Source organism: Paenibacillus cucumis (ex Kampfer et al. 2016), assembly GCF_019748695.1.
GTDB classification, from domain to species: domain Bacteria; phylum Bacillota; class Bacilli; order Paenibacillales; family Paenibacillaceae; genus Paenibacillus; species Paenibacillus polysaccharolyticus.
On record NZ_JACLIC010000041.1, the window covers coordinates 109025 to 128009 of the forward strand.

Below are 18985 nucleotides of genomic sequence, written 5' to 3' on the forward strand. Positions count from 1 at the left end.
TCCTCCCGGACTTTACGCCGCATATCCGCCATACCATTTTACTCGGAAGTGTACCTCTGGTTCAACTTTTCCCGGACAAAAACGAAAAGGGCTTGTCTCCAAGCCCCTCCCGGTATCCGTTATATTAACGAATTTCTTTAATTCTCGCTGCTTTACCGCGTAGTTCACGAAGATAATAAAGCTTCGCACGACGCACTTTACCACGGCGAGCCACTTCGATTCTATCGATTTTAGGGGAATGAAGCGGGAAAGCTCTTTCCACACCTACACCGTAAGAAATTTTACGAACTGTAAAAGTCTCACTGATTCCACCACCACGGCGTTTAATCACAACACCTTCGAACAATTGGATACGCTCACGAGTTCCCTCGATTACCTTAACGTGCACTTTCAAAGTGTCACCAGGACGAAAACTCGGAATATCTTTGCGAAGTTGTTCTTGTGTAATCGCTTGAACGATATTCATCTATGACTCCCTCCTTCCGTACAGGCGTTCATACTTCTTCCAGAGATCACCTTGTCTCTTTCATTATCCATAGAGGACCGCCGTATTCCACATAACAGAACTATTGTATCACGTGGCACATTAAAACACAAGCTAAATAACCAAATTTATAATAGATCGTCTTACATCCATCTGTGTTTTTTATTAACAGCCCATAGTTCGCAATTCTCTTATCCATTTCTTCTCTTAATTAGTAAATAGGTGAAAAGTTTTGGTCCATTTTTAAAAAGTCAACCACTCTCGTGGATAAAATAATGTAACTTTCCGACATAGAAGATCGTCTATCATATACTTAAAAGCTCATTACACGAGCAGCGTAACGAATTTTAAGAAATAGATGAATTCTAAAGGAGAACCAGGAGAGACATGAAACACATCAGAAAATTATTGCTAGCCTCACTTGCTTTGCTCACATGCACCGTTACATTATACGCTTATGCTGTTAATCATCCCACCAACGCGTTATCTCACAAGGCCTGCTCGTCTTGGAATATCGTACAACGTAAATTCTTCACATTAACTCACTCGGACTTTTCGCTGCATTCCAAGCTGGATCGCTCTAACTTTGTTATCAAACAAGGCACGGCTACAAAAGTTCCTGTTCTCATGTATCATTATGTTACGCCAAAAGTAGACAATCACGAGCCAAAAAATAAATCCATCATTGACCTGGATGTGTTCGAGCAGAATATGAAATATTTACACGAAAATGGGTACCGAACCGTTACTCTGGCTCAGCTTGAACAATACGTTAACGGTGAAATCTCGCTACCTGAGAAATCATTTGTCATTACCTTTGATGACGGATATCAAAACAATTATACGCTGGCTTATCCCATACTCAAAAAATATCATTTCCATGCTTCCCTTTTTGTCATAGGTAGCCGGATTCAGACTACACCAGTCGCTTTTAACCCTAGTAAAAAAAGCGATATCTCCAAGCAAGAGATGGCCGCAGGAAGCGATGTATTTGAGTATAATAGCCACACCTTTAACCTGCATCACAAAGGATATATGGTATGTGGAGACGATCTGCCCGTTACGCTGGATACCAGCCTGCTGGATCACGATATTGAGCAGATCAAACATATCGGTATCAATACGCCATATATCGCCTACCCTTATGGATATTTCAGTGAACAAATGATTTACAAACTCCATCAGCATGGATATCGCATGGGATTCACGGTTAGACCCGGATTTGTTCACCCTGGGGATTCACCCATGGTTTTACCTCGCTTAACCGTTACAAATGATACCGATCTCCCTACCCTGCTACAAACGGGTTCCAATATACTCAGTGAGCGGTTCTAGATTAGTAATACCTTCAAACAAATAATTCAATTCTGCCTTGATTAAATCAAAAAAGCCGATGGATGCAGTCTAAGCTGTCCACTCGGCTTTATCTTTACCTATTTCTTATCTTGTTCAGCCCGGTACTGCTCCAGCCATCTCCGTTCTTTCTCCGTCAGATCTGCCGACTCCAACAGTTCAGGTCTGCGCTCCAACGTACGAATCAGCGATTGTTCTCTACGCCAAGCCTCGATATTCAGATGGTGTCCAGACAAGAGCATATCCGGCACTTTCATGCCTCTAAATTCAGGCGGGCGAGTATAGTGAGGATACTCCAGCAACCCCGTACTGAATGAATCCGTCACTGCACTTGTCTCGTTACCGAGCACCCCCGGAATCAGCCGTACAATGCTATCAATGGCCACCATAGCAGGTAGTTCTCCGCCAGTCAGAACATAGTCACCAATAGATAGTTCATCCGTCACCAGAAATTCGCGGATTCGTTCATCATATCCCTCATAATGACCGCAGATAAAGATCAGATGATCTTCTTGAACCAGTTCTTCTGCCTTTTTCTGTGTAAATGTCTCACCTTGCGGACACATCAGAATAATCCGGGGCGCTTTCATTGTGGCGGCAGCTTCTCCGCGCTGTTGCAAAACATCCTCTACGGCAGCAAAAATCGGATCAGGTTTGAGCACCATACCTCCACCGCCGCCATATGGTGCGTCATCCACAGTGTTATGTTTATTGGTTGCGTAATTTCGGAAATTGGTCGCCCCAAGCGAGACAAGCCCCTTGGCCTGCGCTTTACCCAGAATGCTTGTGCCAAACACACCATCGAACATTTCCGGGAATAACGTTAATACATCCACCTTCATGTTACAGCAGTCCTTCCATCAGGTGAATCTTGACCTGCTTCTGCTCTACATCCACATCCAGAACAACATCGTCAATCACCGGAATTAGCACTTCTTTTCCCGCCGGTGTTTTGACTACCCACACATCATTCGCACCTGGGGTCAGAATCTCCGAAATCGTCCCGATTGACTCTCCCTCTTCCGTAATGACAGCGCATCCTACGATTTGATGGAAGTAATACTCCCCTTCTTCAAGTTCAGCAAGGTTTTCTTTGGATACTTTGGCTATCCCCCCCTTGAACTTCTCCACTTCGTTAATGTTGCCGTATTCTTTCAGACGAACGATATACATATTTTTATGCAGACGCGCAGATTCCACTGTAACTGGCACCGGATGATTATCCGGAGTAAACAAAAACAATTCAGCATTTTGGGCGAAACGTACTTCTGGAAAATCAGTCAAAGGCATGATCTTTAACTCTCCACGAATTCCATGCGTGTTCACAACTTTCCCTACATTCATAAACTCTGCCATACAATCCTCCTACGAAATTCAATCAAAATAAACAGGTATTTCAACTCTCGTACAGCCGTTCCGGCGACGGTTCGTTCTTCCGATCGCTGTTACCCCCTCATTTTTTGAATCTATAATTTAAAGGTGAAAATGAGGTGATAAAGGCGAACGCTAACGCTTCTCCAGAATCGATTCCGTCCCCTACACTGCTTTCGATGTCATGCATACCAAAAAAAATTTCAATTTAATATCTAATCTAACATATAAAGTTCAGCATGCACGAAAAGGGGCTAGGACATGCATCCTAACCCCCTTTCGTATATCTTTAAGATATGATATCAACGGTAACCCGTTTATCCATCTTAACTGCTGCTGATGTGACGACCGTGCGAAGAGATTTTGCGATTCGTCCCTGTTTTCCGATCACCTTTCCGACATCGTCGGGATGCACCGTCAACTCATAAACGACAAGCCGGTCTTTCTCAATCGTCCGAACCGCCACATCATCCGGATGATCGACTAAAGCCTTAGCAATTATGCTTACTAATTCTTCCATAGATGACCCTCCGAATCAGCACCTTATTTAGATAATTTGGACTCGTGGAATTTCTTCATCACGCCCGCTTTGCTCAGCAAGTTGCGGACAGTGTCGGATGCTTGCGCACCGTTTTGAAGCCATTGCAATGCTTTATCTTCATCGATCTTAACAACAGCCGGTTGTTCAACCGGGTTGTAGTAACCGATCTCCTCGATAAAACGACCGTCACGTGGGGAACGGGAATCCGATACCACTACGCGGTAGAAAGGAGCTTTGTGAGCACCCATACGTTTCAGACGAATACGAACTGCCATTTGAAAATTCACCTCCTTCAATGAAATCTGGTTCTCATGTAAACGGCTGTTCAATCAACGGAAAGGAAACTTCATTCCTTTACCGAGACCTTTCAACTGTTTCATTGCTTTGTTCTTGCCACCCTTAGGACCCATCATATCCGAGAATTGCTTCATCATACGGCGCATCTCATCAAACTGCTTGATCAGACGATTCACCTCTGCGAGTGACGTTCCACTTCCGGTAGCAATCCGTTTCCGGCGGCTATGGTTAATCATATCCGGGTTACGCTTCTCTTCCGTTGTCATTGAATAGACAATCGCTTCGATTCGGCCCATCTGTTTATCATCGACCTTCAGGTCCTTCGCTTGTTTCATCTTGCCCATACCCGGAATCATATCCATGATCTGGTCAATTGGTCCAAGCTTTTTCACCTGATCCATCTGCTCCAGGAAATCCTCGAACGTGAATTCTGCATTCCGCATCTTGCGTTCCATTTCCTTCGCTTTCTCGGTATCGATATTGGACTGTGCCTTTTCAATCAAGGACAACATGTCACCCATACCAAGAATACGTGAAGCCATACGTTCCGGATGGAATGGCTCCAGTGCATCAAGCTTCTCCCCCAGAGAGGCAAACTTGATCGGGCAACCTGTAACTGCTTTAACAGACAGTGCCGCACCACCACGTGTATCGCCATCCAGTTTGGTCAGTACAACCCCGGTCAGAGCAAGTTGCTGATTAAAGTGTTCCGCCACATTAACGGCATCCTGACCTGTCATACTGTCGACAACGAGTAATACTTCATCCGGGTTCACTACACTGTGAATCTGACGCAACTCTTCCATCAGTTCTTCATCAACATGCAAACGTCCGGCTGTATCCACGATCACATAATCATGTCCGTTATCTTTTGCGTGTTGCAAACCTTGGCGAGCAATCTCCACCGGGCTTGTCTGATCACCGAGGGTGAACACTGGCGCCTTCAACTGCTCTCCCAGTACTTGTAACTGCTTGATCGCAGCCGGACGGTAAATGTCGCCTGCAACCAGCAAAGGTCTGCTATTTTGCTTTTGCAACATTTTTGCCAGTTTACCGGAAGTCGTCGTTTTACCCGCACCCTGTAAACCAACCATCATGATCACTGTAGGTGGTTTATTCGACTTCGCCAGCTTAGCTTGACTTCCACCCATTAACTCTGTTAATTCTTTGTTAACAATGTCAATGATGACCATTCCGGGTGTAAAGCTGTCCATTACTTCTTTGCCGACAGCCTTCTCTTTCACTTTGGCGATGAATTCCTTGACCACTTTGAAGTTTACATCCGCTTCAAGCAATGCCAGACGTACTTCGCGCATCGCTTCGGCTACGTCTTCGTCAGACACCTTGCCTTTGCCGCGCAACTTGCTGAACACATTCTGCAATCGGGTCGTTAATCCTTCAAATGCCATGATCCCACCTCCTTCATGCTTCATTCCATTTTAAGACCGATTCGTCTCACTTCACTGCAAACAATGGTTATTCTCCCAGTAAAGCAACGAGATCGTGTATTGGTTTGTTGTTATCCACGGTAACGCCAGCGCGTTCCAGTGCTTGTTGTAAATCTTCAAGGCAGCGGCTGCGTCTTTCATACTTTTCAAGCAAGCCAAGCTTGCTTTCATAGTTCTCAAGCACTTGTTCAGCACGCTTGATATGTTCGTATACCGCCTGGCGGCTGATCTCAAACTCGGCTGCAATTTCACCAAGTGAAAAATCATCATGAAAGTAATATTTCAGAAACGTTTGCTGTTTCTCTGTCAACAGTGATTCATAAAAGGCAAACAGTAAGTTAATCCGGTTTGTTTTCTCAAGCCGGTTTTCTTGACTCATATCAGGGCACTCCCTTCGTCAAGGAAAAACACTTTACACTCTTGCAACGTTCCTAATAATACCTAAAACAAATCAGGATGTCAAGCAAAAATACTTGTCACAATAAAAAGAGACGCTACGCCTGCCATGTACAGTTTAAAAATGCTATCTTTAGACGTTATAAAGCCTTATTTTCTGTCCATTCAATAACGTAAACTAGAAGTCTTTCAAACCAGAACCAAAAAGAAAAACGAAACATCCCTAAAGAAGAGACGCTTCGTTTAATGCTTCTAACGAAGTGGTGTCAGATAGATTAAGACTGCGAAGAAATGCAGAATACTGCCTGCCAGTACAAACAGATGCCAGATCGCGTGGTGAAACGGGAAACCTCTCCATACATAGAACAATGTCCCCAGCGTATACATCAGGCCTCCTGCAACCAATAGTACAATCCCACCTGTGGGAATCGCTGACACAAGCGGTTGCCAAGCAATAACGATCAGCCACCCCATCGCGATATAGAAGACCGTCGACATAAACAGAAACTTCTTGGTGAAAAAGGCTTTGAAGATCACTCCGGCCAGTGCAATGCCCCAAATGACACCGAATAGAGTCCAGCCCAGTGTTCCGCGAACTGCGACGAATAAAAACGGCGTATATGTGCCTGCAATAAACAGATAGATGGAAGAGTGGTCAAAAAACTCAAACAAGTCTTTTGCCTTCCCCTCTTTGAGCGCGTGCACCAACGTTGAATTCGTATAGAGCATTAGCATGGTAATACCATAGATAGTAAAACTAACAACATGCCAGGCCGTACCTTTCATACTGGAAAATACAATTAACAACACTAACGCAGCTACACTAAGCGCAGCACCGATTCCATGTGTCACGGCATTGGCGACCTCTTCACGACGGGAATAGGTATAGGTATTGGCCATATCAACCTTCCTTTCTAACCCATTACAATATCAGTTACCTTTCATTATACACGTATTGCCGATGACATTACACGTGAGCTCTCACATGATGCAGCGGCAATACGGTGAACATGATTATTCATTTACGACCCAAGATCAGGATCAGGATTGTGTATTCTCTTCTTCGGCATTCTCTGCTGGTTGCTCCTGAATTAATCCTGCGAACAACGCGTGAACAAACTGTTCAGAATCAAATTCCTGCAGATCATCAATTTTCTCCCCAAGACCAACGAGCTTCACAGGCAGGTCCAGCTCCTGACGAATTGCCACTACAATACCACCTTTAGCTGTTCCATCAAGCTTGGTCAACACAAGACCCGTTACTCCACTTTTCTCTCCGAAAAGTTTGGCCTGATTCAGCGCATTTTGTCCCGTCGTCGCATCCAGCACCATCAGCACTTCATGCGGCGCACTTGGAATCTCACGCTGAATCACACGATAGATTTTGTTCAGCTCATCCATCAGGTTGCTTTTATTTTGCAAGCGGCCTGCGGTATCACATAACAACACATCAGCTCCGCGCTGTTTTGCCGCCTGTACTGCATCGTACATAACAGCAGCCGGATCAGAACCCGATTGCTGTTTAATCACATCTACGCCAGCACGCTGGCCCCATACTTCAAGTTGCTCGATCGCTCCAGCTCGGAACGTATCGCCCGCTGCCATAATTACTTTTTTCCCTTGTTGCTTGAAACGGTGAGCCAGCTTGCCAATCGTCGTTGTTTTACCAACACCGTTCACACCAACAAACAAAATAACCGTAATGCCATCCGGATTCATTTTCAGTTCATTGTTTTGTTCCCCACGAAGCAAATCTGTCAGTTTCTCGGACAACACAGGCTGTAACTCAGCCGCATCCTCAATTTTGCGTTTCTTCACTTCTGCGCGCAGGTCTTCAATCAGATTCATGACCGTATTGACGCCTACATCTGCCCCGATCAGAATTTCTTCAAGTTCCTCATAAAATTCCTCATCAATTTTTTTGCGGCGAATGACCAGATCGGTTACTTTTTCCACAAGCCCTTTGCGTGTCTTTTCTAGGCCATCCTTAAACTGTTTAGTAACCGACTCCGTTTTACTTGCAATGCTGTCCCGTAGCTTTTTAAAGAAACTCATAAAGCCCCTCCATCGTGTAGATAATTAAATCGTAAATGGTCATGATTTTGTAAAATTAAATGAATCCTATTTGAAGCACACAGCAATCTCCATGCAATTAGGCGATGTCTGCTTCCTCATCATCCAGTTTAACCGAAACGAGCTTGGATACTCCGCCCTCTTCCATCGTAACTCCGTATAGGACATCTGCCTCTTCCATCGTGCCTTTCCGGTGCGTAACCACAATAAATTGGGTTTGTTCAGAGAACTCACGCAAGTATTGGGCAAAACGAACGACGTTCGCCTCATCCAGTGCAGCCTCAACTTCGTCCAATACGCAGAATGGCACAGGTTTCACGTGCAGAATGGCAAAGAGCAACGCCATCGCCGTTAATGCCCGTTCTCCACCCGACAACAGTTGCAGATTTTGCAGTTTCTTACCCGGTGGCTGGGCTACGATATCAATACCTGTTTCAAGGAGTCGCTCAGGGTCCATCAGAACCAGATCAGCACGTCCACCGCCAAACAGCTTCGTAAAGACGGTACCAAATTCACGACGGATCGCGTCAAATGTAAATTTGAATCGCTTCGCCATTTCATCTTCCATTTCCTTGATAACCTGATACAGTGTCGTTTTGGCTTCCACCAGATCATTCTTCTGTTCGTTCAAGAACTCATACCGCTCATTCACCCGCTGGAACTCTTCGATTGCACCGAGATTCACATCGCCAAGAGCGGATATTGCACGTTTTAACTTCTGTACCTCAGCTTGTGTGCTCTCCACATCTTCAGGCACTGGATAACGTTCTTTGGCAAGCTCATAGCCTAACTCATATTCATCTGTCAGCTTACGCAAAATATTTTCCAGCTCAACATCCAGACGGTTCACGGAAATTTCAGTCTGACGCATCTGCTCTTCCACCGCTTTGAGCTGTGTGCGCTGCTCCTTCGTTTCACTCTCGGCCAGCTCCAGCTTTTTCGACAGTTCACTGCGCGCGGCACGTTTGAAGTCCAATTCTTGAGATGCCTGTGCCTTTTTAAGCTTGTACTCGTTTAAATCTTCAATCTGTTTTACACTTTCACTCTGTGTTTTCTTAAAATCAGCTTCCATCGAAGCGAGCAACGTACGATTCTGTCGCAGATCTTTGACTAGTGAATCAACCTCTCGCTCCAATCTCCGCAATTGCTCTTCATTTGAGAAGCGTTCCTGATCCAGCTTACCTTCCCGGACTTTCAGTTCGGTCAGCTGTGTTTGCAACTCTTCTTTTGCAGACTCATTGGCCTTCCGGGCAAACTCTGCTGCATGAATAGCGCGATGAGTTGCTTTCTCCTCTTCCTCAAGTTGCTCAAGTTTTTTCTCCGCTTCAACCCGGGATTTGTCCAGTTCCTTAATTTCTTCCGTAAAGCCGTTCTTTTCCTGACCTGCCACAGCGACCTGCTCCAATACATGGCGCAGTTCATGCTCAACCTGCTTCATCTCCATCGAGGCCTGTTGCTCTGCATTTCGGGTATCGTCACCAGACTGACGTAGCTGATCCAGCTTGTCCTGACACTGCTCCAGCTGAGCTTTGACATCTTCCACACTGCGATGCAGTTTCACAATCTGCTGCTCGGTATCCACAATATCTTGATCCAGCTGATCCAGTTGCCGCTTGCGGCTGAGCAGACTGCCATTTTTTTTGTGCTGACTGCCGCCAGTCATGGAACCGCCAGCGTTGACGACATCCCCTTCGAGGGTTACAACACGGAAACGATACTGACAACGTGCCGCAATTTTATTCGCAAACTCCAACGTTTCTGCAATGATGACATTTCCGAGCAAGCTACCGATAATTGAGGCATATCTTGAATCATACTGTACAAGTTCAGCACCGATGCCAACAAAACCGTCCATACCCTCAACCATCGATCGTTCACCTGCACCGATTGAACGAGGACGAATAACGTCCAACGGAAGAAAGGTTGCACGTCCCAACTGACGTTGCTTCAAGAAAGCAATAGCCTGTCTGGATACGGCCTCGTTCTCCATGACGATATGCTGTAGCGCAGCCCCCATCGCTGTTTCTACCGCAAGCTCGATCTTTTCGGGAACTTTGACGAGTTCTGCCACAGCACCATGTACTCCGTTTAGCGTCCCCTTTCGAGAAGCTTTGAGCACTTCTTTTACGCCCAGCATGAAGCCGTCAAAATCATCTTGCATTTCTTTCATCGTATCCCGGCGGGACACTTGTGCTTCGCGCTTTTGCTCCCATTTACGTACAGTACCACGGCTCTCTTCCAGGAGTTTTTGCAAAGACTGCAGCCGTTCGCTTTCCGAAATATAGCCCCCGCGCAGTTCACTGATTTCCTTACCTAACCGAACCACTTTTTTCTGAATCTCTGCTTTACGGCCTTCTAACGTCTCTTTCTGTTCTTCCCATTTGCCGGATTCTTCTGATGCACGGTTCATTCTGCGCTCCAGCGTTTCTTTTTGCTGGTCCACATACCGTATTTCGTTTCGTGCCTGCGCCATCTGATTCATCAGTTCCAGCAAGTTCCCTTTGAGGCTCTCCTCTTGCTGCTGACTTATTCCACCCGTAACACCGATAAGCTTAGCTTCTTCTTCAGACAAACGATTTTTTACATCAGCCAGTTCCAGTTCAAGCTTGCCAAACTTCTCTCGCAAGGCAATCAACTCAGCTTCACGCTCCTGATGTCTCTGCTCGCTCACCGCCAGCGTTTCCCTCAGTTGCTCTTGATTCGCTTGCAGATTACGCGAACGTTCCCGAAGAAGTTCTCCATGCCCTTCGCTTTTCTCTGTTGCCTCACTAAATTGCAACAAAGCAGCCTGAAGTTCTTCTGTCTCCGTTTCCAGCAGACGCAGTGCATTGCGATCATTCTCCAGCTTCGCATCATGTGTGGATACAATCGCCGCCAATCCAACTTCTTCGTGTTTTAGCGACTCCAGACGTTCGCTCGCTTTGCTCCAGGAAGCATGAATCTGTTCAATCTGATACACATACATCGAAATTTCCTTTGATTTGAGTTCGGAACGAAGTTGCTTGTAATGCATGGCTTTCTCGGATTGTTCTTTCAGCGGGCCAATCTGATCTTCCAGTTCGGTTACAAGATCGTGAATACGTAGCAGATTTTGCTCTGTCTCATCCAGCTTGCGCGTTGCATCCCGTTTGCGGGATTTATATTTAACGATTCCTGAAGCCTCTTCAAAGATTCCACGGCGATCCTCTGAACGAGTACTCAAGATCTCCTCAATGCGTCCTTGTCCAATAATCGAGTAAGCCTCTTTACCGATCCCCGTATCCATGAACAGTTCTGTGATATCTTTCAAGCGACAGGATTGTTTATTGATAAAATACTCACTGTCCCCGCTGCGATGAACACGACGGGTCACGGTTACTTCACCGAAATCCAAAGCGAGTGCATGATCCTCATTGTCCAGTGTAAGGGAAACCTCTCCGTAGTTGACAGCTTTACGCGCATCACTGCCTGCAAAAATAATATCTTCCATTTTACCGCCACGGAGTGACTTGGCGCTTTGCTCCCCCAATACCCAGCGGATACCATCGGATATATTACTTTTACCGCTTCCGTTCGGACCTACAACCGCTGTAATGCCACGAACAAATTCCATTTCCGTTTTGTCGGCGAATGACTTGAATCCACCCAATTCTATTCGTTTCAGAAACATAGGGCTTCTCGTCACCTCCTCTTGCGAATTTCAAATAATGCCTTCGACACCTAGTAAAAAATCCGATAATGCCTCCCGAGTCTCTTTACAAAAAAAAGAGCAAAAAGCAGTCCGGCCGATTACTTCCGCCGGGGCGGGCCCGCGGGCTGCTCTTTGCTCTTCGTTTGTCTAAGCGCTGCCTGGTACAATTCAGGCCTCCGGAAGCTTCAATCGTTCAAGCGCCGCAGATGCTGCCTGTTGTTCCGCCTCTTTTTTGGAGCGTCCCGTACCTCGGCCAAGTCGTTCTTGGCCCATATGGACCTCCGAGACAAACTCACGTTCATGGGCTGGTCCCCGCTCTTCGACGATCCGGTACTCCAGAGCCCCCATATTGTGATGCTGTGTGAGTTCCTGCAACTCTGTTTTGTAATCACTCATTTGCAGCTTGCTGCCAACAACGATTAACGGAAACACATGCTGATCCAGAAATGCTCGCACAGGTTCAAGACCCTGATCCAGGTATAACGCACCTATAAATGACTCGAACACATCCGCCAGAAGAGCTGGACGTGTACGTCCTCCAGTTAATTCCTCACCTTTTCCAAGAAGTACATATTGTCCAAAACTAAGCGCTTCAGCAAATTTGACCAGGGAAGGTTCACAGACAATGGATGCCCGCATCTTTGTTAGTTCTCCTTCCGGACGGTTAGGATACAGATGATACAAGTACTCCGATACAGTCAACTCCAATACAGCATCGCCCAGAAACTCCAGACGTTCGTTATCCTGATGTTGACTGAATCGGTGTTCGTTTACGTAAGAAGCATGGGTAAACGCTTGTTTTAGAAGCTGCCTGTTGTCAAATTTGATTTGAAGTTTTTGTTGTAACTGCTTCAGATCTTCACTCAAACGAACTAGCCCCTTATGCTTCAAATTTTTTGAGAATAATGGTAGCGTTGTGACCGCCAAATCCAAATGAATTGGACATTGCCACATTCACTTTGGTTTGACGTGGGACGTTAGGCACGTAATCCAGATCACATTCAGGGTCCTGATCTTCCAGGTTGATCGTTGGAGCCAGTGTCTGATGTGTCAGGGACAATCCGCAGATAACTGCCTCTACACCACCTGCAGCGCCAAGCATATGGCCTGTCATGGACTTGGTGGAACTTACGGCAAGCTTGTACGCATGATCGCCAAACGCCTTTTTGATGGCTAACGTTTCGGAACGGTCACCTACTGGTGTTGAAGTTCCGTGTGCATTGATGTAATCCACTTCTTCCGGCTGAATTCCTGCATTGCGAAGCGCCATCGTCATACAACGTGCTGCTCCATCTGGATCTGGTTCTGTCATATGGTGTGCATCACCTGTCAGACCGTAACCGATTACTTCACCGTAGATTCGTGCGCCACGAGCCTGAGCATGTTCCAGAGATTCCAGAATCAGAATTCCGGCACCTTCACCCATAACAAATCCGTCACGACCTGTATCAAAAGGACGGCTTGCCTTCGTAGGATCGTCATTACGTGTAGACATCGCACGCATCGCGCAGAAACCCGCAAGTCCAGTTGGCCTAATGGTTGCTTCAGCACCGCCGCAGATCATCGCATCTGCATCACCATTCGCAATTAACTTGAACGAATCTCCAATGGAGTGTGTTCCTGTCGCACAAGCGGTAACAACGTTGATGTTCGGTCCTTTGGCACCAAGTGAAATGGACATCTGTCCGGATGCCATATTCGAAATCATCATCGGAATAAAGAACGGGCTCACACGTTTAGGGCCTTTTTGCAAAAGCGCATTGTGCTGATCTTCCCAAGTTCCCAATCCACCAATACCAGAACCAATCGATACACCAAAACGTTCTGCATCAATGTTTTCGTTGATTTTCAGACCACTATCTTCCACAGCTTTGAAACCAGCTGCCACAGCGAACTGTACAAAACGATCCATCTTCCGTGCATCTTTTCGATCCATATATTCTTCCGGGTTGAAATCTTTGATCTCGGCTGCAATCTGTGTCGTGTATTCACTAACATCAAATGCCTCAATCTGAGAAATTCCGGACTTTCCTGCCATTAAACTGCCCCAGAACGTCTCTATATCTTTTCCGAGCGATGTCATTACGCCCATTCCGGTAATTACAACTCTTTGTTTCAACCGACTCACCTCTATATCGACTGCATTACGCAAGTATTTTGTGGGAATATCCGCAGACTCGAATGCAAGACGCCTCTCCAAAGATCAGCAAGCACCTTGTCTGCGGGATGTGAAAAACCAATGAATGATGAGAAGTCCCGCCTGTTCGAAAACAGGAGCGGGACTGAATTGACTTTAGGTATGAGATTGTATGTAGTTTACAACTTCACCTACGGTCGTAATTTTTTCTGCATCTTCATCAGAGATTTCCAAATCGAATTCATCTTCCAATTCCATGACCAATTCCACTACATCCAAAGAATCAGCACCCAAATCTTCTTTGAAAGATGCTTCAAGTGTAACTTCAGCTTCGTCTGCGCCCAAGCGGTCGACGACGATGCGTTTTACACGCTCCAATACATCGGACATCCGGTTCACCTCCTCCTTGGTATTATACGAGAATCGCAGGCAAAATGCCATAGAAGACATATGCGGCTCCCGGCCGGGGAACCCGGCCTTTTTCCGGCATTTCGGATCGTCCAGCGCCTGTTCCCCGACTTTGATTCAAAGTCCAGGAAATTTACATGTACATGCCACCATCGACATGCAGTGTTTGACCTGTCATATAAGATGAAGCTTCTGATGCAAGGAATGTAACCACACCAGCAATTTCATCCGGCTGTCCAAGACGGGACAACGGAATGCCACTAAGCATACCATCGACCAGCTCCTGAGACAATTCCTTGGTCATATCGGTTTCAATGAAGCCCGGTGCAACACAGTTCACCGTAATTCCGCGAGAAGCAAGTTCTCGAGCAGAAGCCTTCGTTAAACCGATAACTCCCGCTTTGGCAGCCACGTAGTTGGCTTGACCCGGATTACCCAGCACACCAACGACAGAAGAGATGTTAATAATTCTTCCTGAACGTTGTTTCATCATTGGACGTGTTACTGCCTTCAGACAGTTAAACACCCCTTTAAGATTCGTTTCGATAACTTGATCGAACTCTTCTTCTTTCATCCGCATAATGAGGTTGTCCCGTGTAATCCCCGCATTATTCACCAGAATATCGACATTGCCCCATGCTTCAAGCGTTGTTTTCACCATCTGTTCCGCTTCAACCATCTGACCTACATTCGCCTGAATCGTAATCGCCTGCACACCTTTTGCACGAATCTCTTCGGCCACTTCCTCTGCCGCAGCCTGACTGCCCGCATAGTTTACAGCAACATTCGCTCCGGCTTCAGCCAGGGCAAGTGCAATACTGCGGCCAATTCCGCGGGATGCTCCGGTTACTAATGCATTTTTACCTTCTAACGGTTTAGACATAACCATTCCTCCTCTCCCTGAATCTACATAAGTTGAACTTCGATTATTTACACAGCCACTCCGATGACAGAATAACCTTTCAATCGCTGTTATCCCCAGATTTTCTTGTTTCCCTTTTCCAAAGGGAAAAATCTGGTGATAAAGGCGAGGCCTACGCTTCCGATGCAGCTTTCTTTCAGAAAGCTTTCAGCTTCGCTTTTCCAGGTTTTTTCTGTCCTCTCCGTTAAAGTGTAAATAAATGGTTCTACTTATGTGATTTAATTATTATTTTTAAGATCAGCAGCAGTTGCTTCCAAGGTTTCAAGACTGTTTACATTGTATAATTTTACGGTTTTATCTGTTTTTTTAATCAAACCGGTTAATACATTGCCTGAACCAATCTCAATAAACGTATCCACACCTTGCTCAATCAACCATGTCACACTGTCTTCCCATAAAACCGGAGAATAGACCTGAGTCGTGAGCAAGTTCTGAAATTGTCCATCTTCAGCAGGTCTTGCGGTTACGTTAGCTACCACAGGAACCTTCGCAGGTGAGAACGTCACTGTACTCAGCTTATCCGCCAGCTTATCTGCAGCGTCTTTCATCAATGAAGAGTGGAACGGACCACTTACTTCTAGTGCAATTGCACGCTTGCCACCTGCTTCCTTCACCCGTTCTGACACGGCAGCAACGCCCTCTTTTACACCTGAAATAACGATTTGTCCAGGACAGTTAATGTTGGCAAGTTCAACTGCATGTCCACTTTCTGACACTTCACGGCAAAGCACCCCCAGCGCTTCCCGATCCGCACCCAGTACAGCAGCCATTGCTCCCTGTCCACCCGGAACAGCTTCTTCCATATACTGACCACGTGCCCGGACAATTTGCACAGCATCCTCAAAGGAAAGAACACCAGCTGCCACTAGTGCACTGTATTCACCCAAGCTATGACCTGTAGCGTAGTCTGCCTCAATCCCTTTTTCTTTGAAAGCCTCCAGCAGCGCAATACTCGCGGTGAGCAGTGCTGGCTGTGTATTGGATGTCTGTTTCAGCTCCGTGTCTGGTCCTTCAAAGATCAGGTTGCTCAGCGAGAAGCCCAGTGCCTCATCTGCTGTGCGAAAAACTTCCGTGGCTGCAGGTACAGACTCATATACATCTTTGGCCATACCTACTTTTTGTGATCCCTGTCCAGGGAATACAAAAGCGATTTTACCCATTTCATTCATCCTCCAGCTGTCTAGTTTACCATACGAGTACGGATGCGCCCCAAGTCAAACCGCCGCCGAAACCAACCATCAAAACAGTATCTCCTGCTTTCATACGGCCTTCTTCTGCAGCTTCAACCAGTGCAAGTGGAATGGATGCCGCCGACGTGTTCGCATACTTGTCTACATTGACAACCACTTTCTCCTCTGGAAGTTCCAGTCGTTGCATAGCCGATTGAATAATTCGAACATTCGCCTGATGTGGAACGAACAAATCAACATCCGTGCGATCCATGCCAGCTTTGCGAAGAACTTCAATCGTTGCCGTACCCATGACACGAACAGCAAATTTAAACACTTCACGGCCGTTCATATAGATATAATGCTTTTTGTTCTCAATCGTTTCCGCACTTGCTGGCAGACGTGAACCACCGCCTTCAATGTTTAGAAGACTGCCTCCTGCCCCTTCTGCACCGAGATCAAATGCTTTGAAACCACGGCCTTCCGGAACTTCACCAACAACGACGGCTCCTGCTCCATCACCGAAAAGAACACAAGTGTTGCGGTCTGTGTAGTCTGTAATACGTGACAAACAATCTGCACCAATAACAAGCGCGTTGTTGTACATGCCGCTTTGAATGAAACTGGTTGCCGTTGCAAGGCCGTATACAAACCCGGAACAAGCAGCAGACAAATCAAATGCAGCAGCGCCCTTGGCACCCAGTTTATCTTGCAGAATGCAAGCTGTCGACGGGAAAGAGGAGTCCGGTGTAATCGTAGCAACGATAATCAGATCCAGATCACTGCCTGTCATGCCAGCAGATTCAAGCGCTTTTATTGCTGCCTCATAGGCTAGATCAGAAGTAGCTTGATCCGGTGCAGCGATATGCCGCTCCTTAATTCCTGTACGACTGACAATCCACTCGTCATTCGTATCGACCATTTTTTCCAAATCACTGTTTGTCAAAATTTTCTCCGGCACATATTTACCTGTACCAATAATCCCTACTGGGCGCAAATTATTCATATCGTCACTCACTTCCCACTAATTTCCTTAGATATACTCTCCACCAACTGGTTTTGTACTGCAATCCGTGCCTGACGCACGGCATTTTTGATCGCATTGCCGTCAGCGGAACCATGGCTTTTGACGACCAGTCCACTCAAACCTAGCAATGGGGCACCACCGTGCTCCGTATAATCAAGTTTGCTCTTTAACCCACGCAATTCTGGCATGAGTACCGCCGCAGCCAATTTATTTTTGAAGGATGAAGTGAACTTTTCCTTGAGCAGGCCAAAAATCGCTCCTGCCACGCCTTCCAATGATTTCAGCAGGATGTTGCCGGCAAACCCGTCACACACCAGCACATCACAGGCGCCAGTTAGCACATCACGTGCCTCTACATTCCCCACAAAACGAATCGGAAGCTGTTCTAAGAGCGGATAGGCATGTTTGGTCAACTCATTGCCTTTGCCTGGCTCTGTCCCCACGTTGAGCAAGCCCACTCTCGGGGAGGCAATGCCTTGTACTTTTTGCCGGTACAAACTGCCCATCAGCGCGTATTGTGCCAAGTGTTCCGGTTTAGCATCCATATTCGCACCGAGGTCTAGCGCAAGCACACCTACATCATCCATCGTGGGAATCATGGGGGCAAGTGCAGGACGCTCAATTCCATCCATCCGGCCTACAACAAGCAAACCAGCCGTCATTAACGCCCCTGTATTTCCTGCCGAAATCATGGCGTCGGCTTCCTTTTCTTTGACCATACGTCCGGCTACAACCATGGAAGAATCCTTTTTGCGCCTTACTGCCTTTACCGGTTCATCATCTGAACCAATCACTTCGGAAGCGTGCCGAACGCTCAAGTTGGCCGGTCTTGTTCCTGACTGACTTAAAAGAGGTTCAATCTTGGCTTCATCGCCAACCAGGACGATCTGTGTATCCGCCCATTCCGTAGCTGCGGCAATAGCCCCTTCTACGGTTGACGCAGGAGCATGATCTCCTCCCATGGCATCAATGACGATTTTCATCCCAAATGACCTCCTTCTTTGCTGTCTTCTCCACCTGAATGATAGATCACAAAATTACCTTGGAACACCATTTCTTCTCCAACATAGGTGAACACTTCAACTTTGGCTTTCCCCTTCTGACCGGGGATTGATTTCACATAAGCTTTGGCAATACACTTTTCTCCCAAACGAACAGAGCGAACAAAACGTATATCTGCCGAAGCAGTTAACGCAATCTCATCATTAATGACAGCGACTGCAAGTGAATTCGCTTGTGCAAAGACATAGTGCCCGCGGGCAATACCTGTTCTTGAAAAAACATGTTCCTCTTTGATCTCAAATAAGGATATCCCGCTCTTGTCCAGCTGTAAATCCACAATGTCACCGATAATCTCATGCAGGGGCAGTGATCGCACCTGATCATACGAGCGCTCCGCCATCAGTTTCATCCGTTCCCGAAGCTCCGGTATGCCAAGTTCCAGCCTGTCAAGTCGGATCGTCTGGATACTTACCTTCAATTGACGTGTAAGCTCCTGATCGGTCACAAACGGATTCTCGTCTATCATTTTGGTTAACTGCTGTTGCCTCTGTCTCTTCGGTAAACGCTCGATGCCTGACACCCCCCGCTGTATCGTTTCCAAAACCCACCTCAAGGTCAAGTTCGTTCTTCCAAGCCTTACTTCTTATATGCTGTAGCCCTGCTTATTCAGGGAGCTTCTAAATAAAA

At 46.5% G+C, this 18985-nt stretch carries 19 protein-coding genes; 1 reads left to right on the plus strand and 18 read right to left on the minus strand.

From position 1 onward, the window contains the following. Nucleotides 1–124: 124 nt before the first annotated feature. The gene (gene rplS / locus H7T88_RS23395; protein ID WP_024630190.1) at nucleotides 125–466 is read right to left on the minus strand and encodes a 50S ribosomal protein L19; all 342 of its coding nucleotides are present in this window, start codon (nucleotides 464–466) and stop codon (nucleotides 125–127) included. Between the two features lie 405 nt (nucleotides 467–871). On the opposite strand from rplS, the gene H7T88_RS23400 reads away from it, so the two are divergent. Next, on the plus strand, nucleotides 872–1819 hold the full coding sequence (locus H7T88_RS23400) for a polysaccharide deacetylase family protein (RefSeq protein ID WP_221790591.1): 948 nt from the start codon (nucleotides 872–874) through the stop codon (nucleotides 1817–1819). 98 nt (nucleotides 1820–1917) lie between these two features. On the opposite strand, the gene trmD is transcribed toward H7T88_RS23400, so the two are convergent. The 17 genes from trmD to fapR form a co-directional block, all read right to left on the minus strand. Beyond that, nucleotides 1918–2679: a tRNA (guanosine(37)-N1)-methyltransferase TrmD gene (trmD, locus tag H7T88_RS23405; RefSeq protein ID WP_154886394.1), complete on the minus strand. Its 762-nt coding sequence runs from the start codon at nucleotides 2677–2679 to the stop codon at nucleotides 1918–1920. A gap of 1 nt (nucleotide 2680) precedes the next feature. Next, nucleotides 2681–3193, minus strand: coding sequence for a ribosome maturation factor RimM (gene rimM / locus H7T88_RS23410; protein WP_221790593.1), 513 nt, complete (start codon nucleotides 3191–3193; stop codon nucleotides 2681–2683). Between the two features lie 304 nt (nucleotides 3194–3497). Continuing rightward, nucleotides 3498–3728, minus strand: coding sequence for a KH domain-containing protein (locus tag H7T88_RS23415; protein ID WP_090923895.1), 231 nt, complete (start codon nucleotides 3726–3728; stop codon nucleotides 3498–3500). Nucleotides 3729–3751: 23 nt separating this feature from the next. Beyond that, nucleotides 3752–4024: a 30S ribosomal protein S16 gene (gene rpsP, locus H7T88_RS23420; protein ID WP_056700527.1), complete on the minus strand. Its 273-nt coding sequence runs from the start codon at nucleotides 4022–4024 to the stop codon at nucleotides 3752–3754. 54 nt (nucleotides 4025–4078) lie between these two features. Then, nucleotides 4079–5455, minus strand: coding sequence for a signal recognition particle protein (gene ffh / locus H7T88_RS23425; RefSeq protein WP_090923896.1), 1377 nt, complete (start codon nucleotides 5453–5455; stop codon nucleotides 4079–4081). 67 nt (nucleotides 5456–5522) lie between these two features. After that, nucleotides 5523–5873: a putative DNA-binding protein gene (locus H7T88_RS23430; protein ID WP_123064424.1), complete on the minus strand. Its 351-nt coding sequence runs from the start codon at nucleotides 5871–5873 to the stop codon at nucleotides 5523–5525. 269 nt (nucleotides 5874–6142) lie between these two features. Beyond that, nucleotides 6143–6790, minus strand: coding sequence for a PAQR family membrane homeostasis protein TrhA (gene trhA, locus H7T88_RS23435; RefSeq protein ID WP_221790595.1), 648 nt, complete (start codon nucleotides 6788–6790; stop codon nucleotides 6143–6145). Between the two features lie 141 nt (nucleotides 6791–6931). Beyond that, nucleotides 6932–7945 carry a signal recognition particle-docking protein FtsY gene (ftsY, locus tag H7T88_RS23440; protein ID WP_154886398.1) on the minus strand — a complete coding sequence of 338 codons (1014 nt, stop codon included), beginning with the start codon at nucleotides 7943–7945 and terminating at the stop codon, nucleotides 6932–6934. A 97-nt stretch (nucleotides 7946–8042) separates the two neighbouring features. Next, a complete protein-coding gene (gene smc / locus H7T88_RS23445; protein WP_154886400.1) occupies nucleotides 8043–11612 on the minus strand; it encodes a chromosome segregation protein SMC in 3570 nt (1189 codons plus the stop codon). Between the two features lie 189 nt (nucleotides 11613–11801). Further along, nucleotides 11802–12500 carry a ribonuclease III gene (gene rnc / locus H7T88_RS23450; RefSeq protein ID WP_090923901.1) on the minus strand — a complete coding sequence of 233 codons (699 nt, stop codon included), beginning with the start codon at nucleotides 12498–12500 and terminating at the stop codon, nucleotides 11802–11804. 13 nt (nucleotides 12501–12513) lie between these two features. Beyond that, entirely contained in the window at nucleotides 12514–13752 is a 1239-nt protein-coding gene (gene fabF / locus H7T88_RS23455; protein WP_090923902.1) for a beta-ketoacyl-ACP synthase II, read from the minus strand. Nucleotides 13753–13926: 174 nt separating this feature from the next. Continuing rightward, the gene (gene acpP, locus H7T88_RS23460; RefSeq protein WP_024630176.1) at nucleotides 13927–14160 is read right to left on the minus strand and encodes an acyl carrier protein; all 234 of its coding nucleotides are present in this window, start codon (nucleotides 14158–14160) and stop codon (nucleotides 13927–13929) included. A gap of 151 nt (nucleotides 14161–14311) precedes the next feature. Further along, entirely contained in the window at nucleotides 14312–15061 is a 750-nt protein-coding gene (fabG, locus tag H7T88_RS23465) for a 3-oxoacyl-[acyl-carrier-protein] reductase (RefSeq protein WP_090923903.1), read from the minus strand. Between the two features lie 257 nt (nucleotides 15062–15318). Beyond that, nucleotides 15319–16260: an ACP S-malonyltransferase gene (fabD, locus tag H7T88_RS23470; protein ID WP_221790597.1), complete on the minus strand. Its 942-nt coding sequence runs from the start codon at nucleotides 16258–16260 to the stop codon at nucleotides 15319–15321. Nucleotides 16261–16285: 25 nt separating this feature from the next. Beyond that, nucleotides 16286–17275: a beta-ketoacyl-ACP synthase III gene (locus H7T88_RS23475; protein WP_090923953.1), complete on the minus strand. Its 990-nt coding sequence runs from the start codon at nucleotides 17273–17275 to the stop codon at nucleotides 16286–16288. Between the two features lie 8 nt (nucleotides 17276–17283). Further along, the gene (plsX, locus tag H7T88_RS23480; protein ID WP_221790599.1) at nucleotides 17284–18279 is read right to left on the minus strand and encodes a phosphate acyltransferase PlsX; all 996 of its coding nucleotides are present in this window, start codon (nucleotides 18277–18279) and stop codon (nucleotides 17284–17286) included. Next, nucleotides 18276–18824, minus strand: a complete 549-nt coding sequence (gene fapR / locus H7T88_RS23485; protein ID WP_260511099.1) for a transcription factor FapR — start codon at nucleotides 18822–18824, stop codon at nucleotides 18276–18278. Before fapR ends, plsX begins: the two co-directional genes overlap by 4 nt. Nucleotides 18825–18985: the final 161 nt, after the last annotated feature.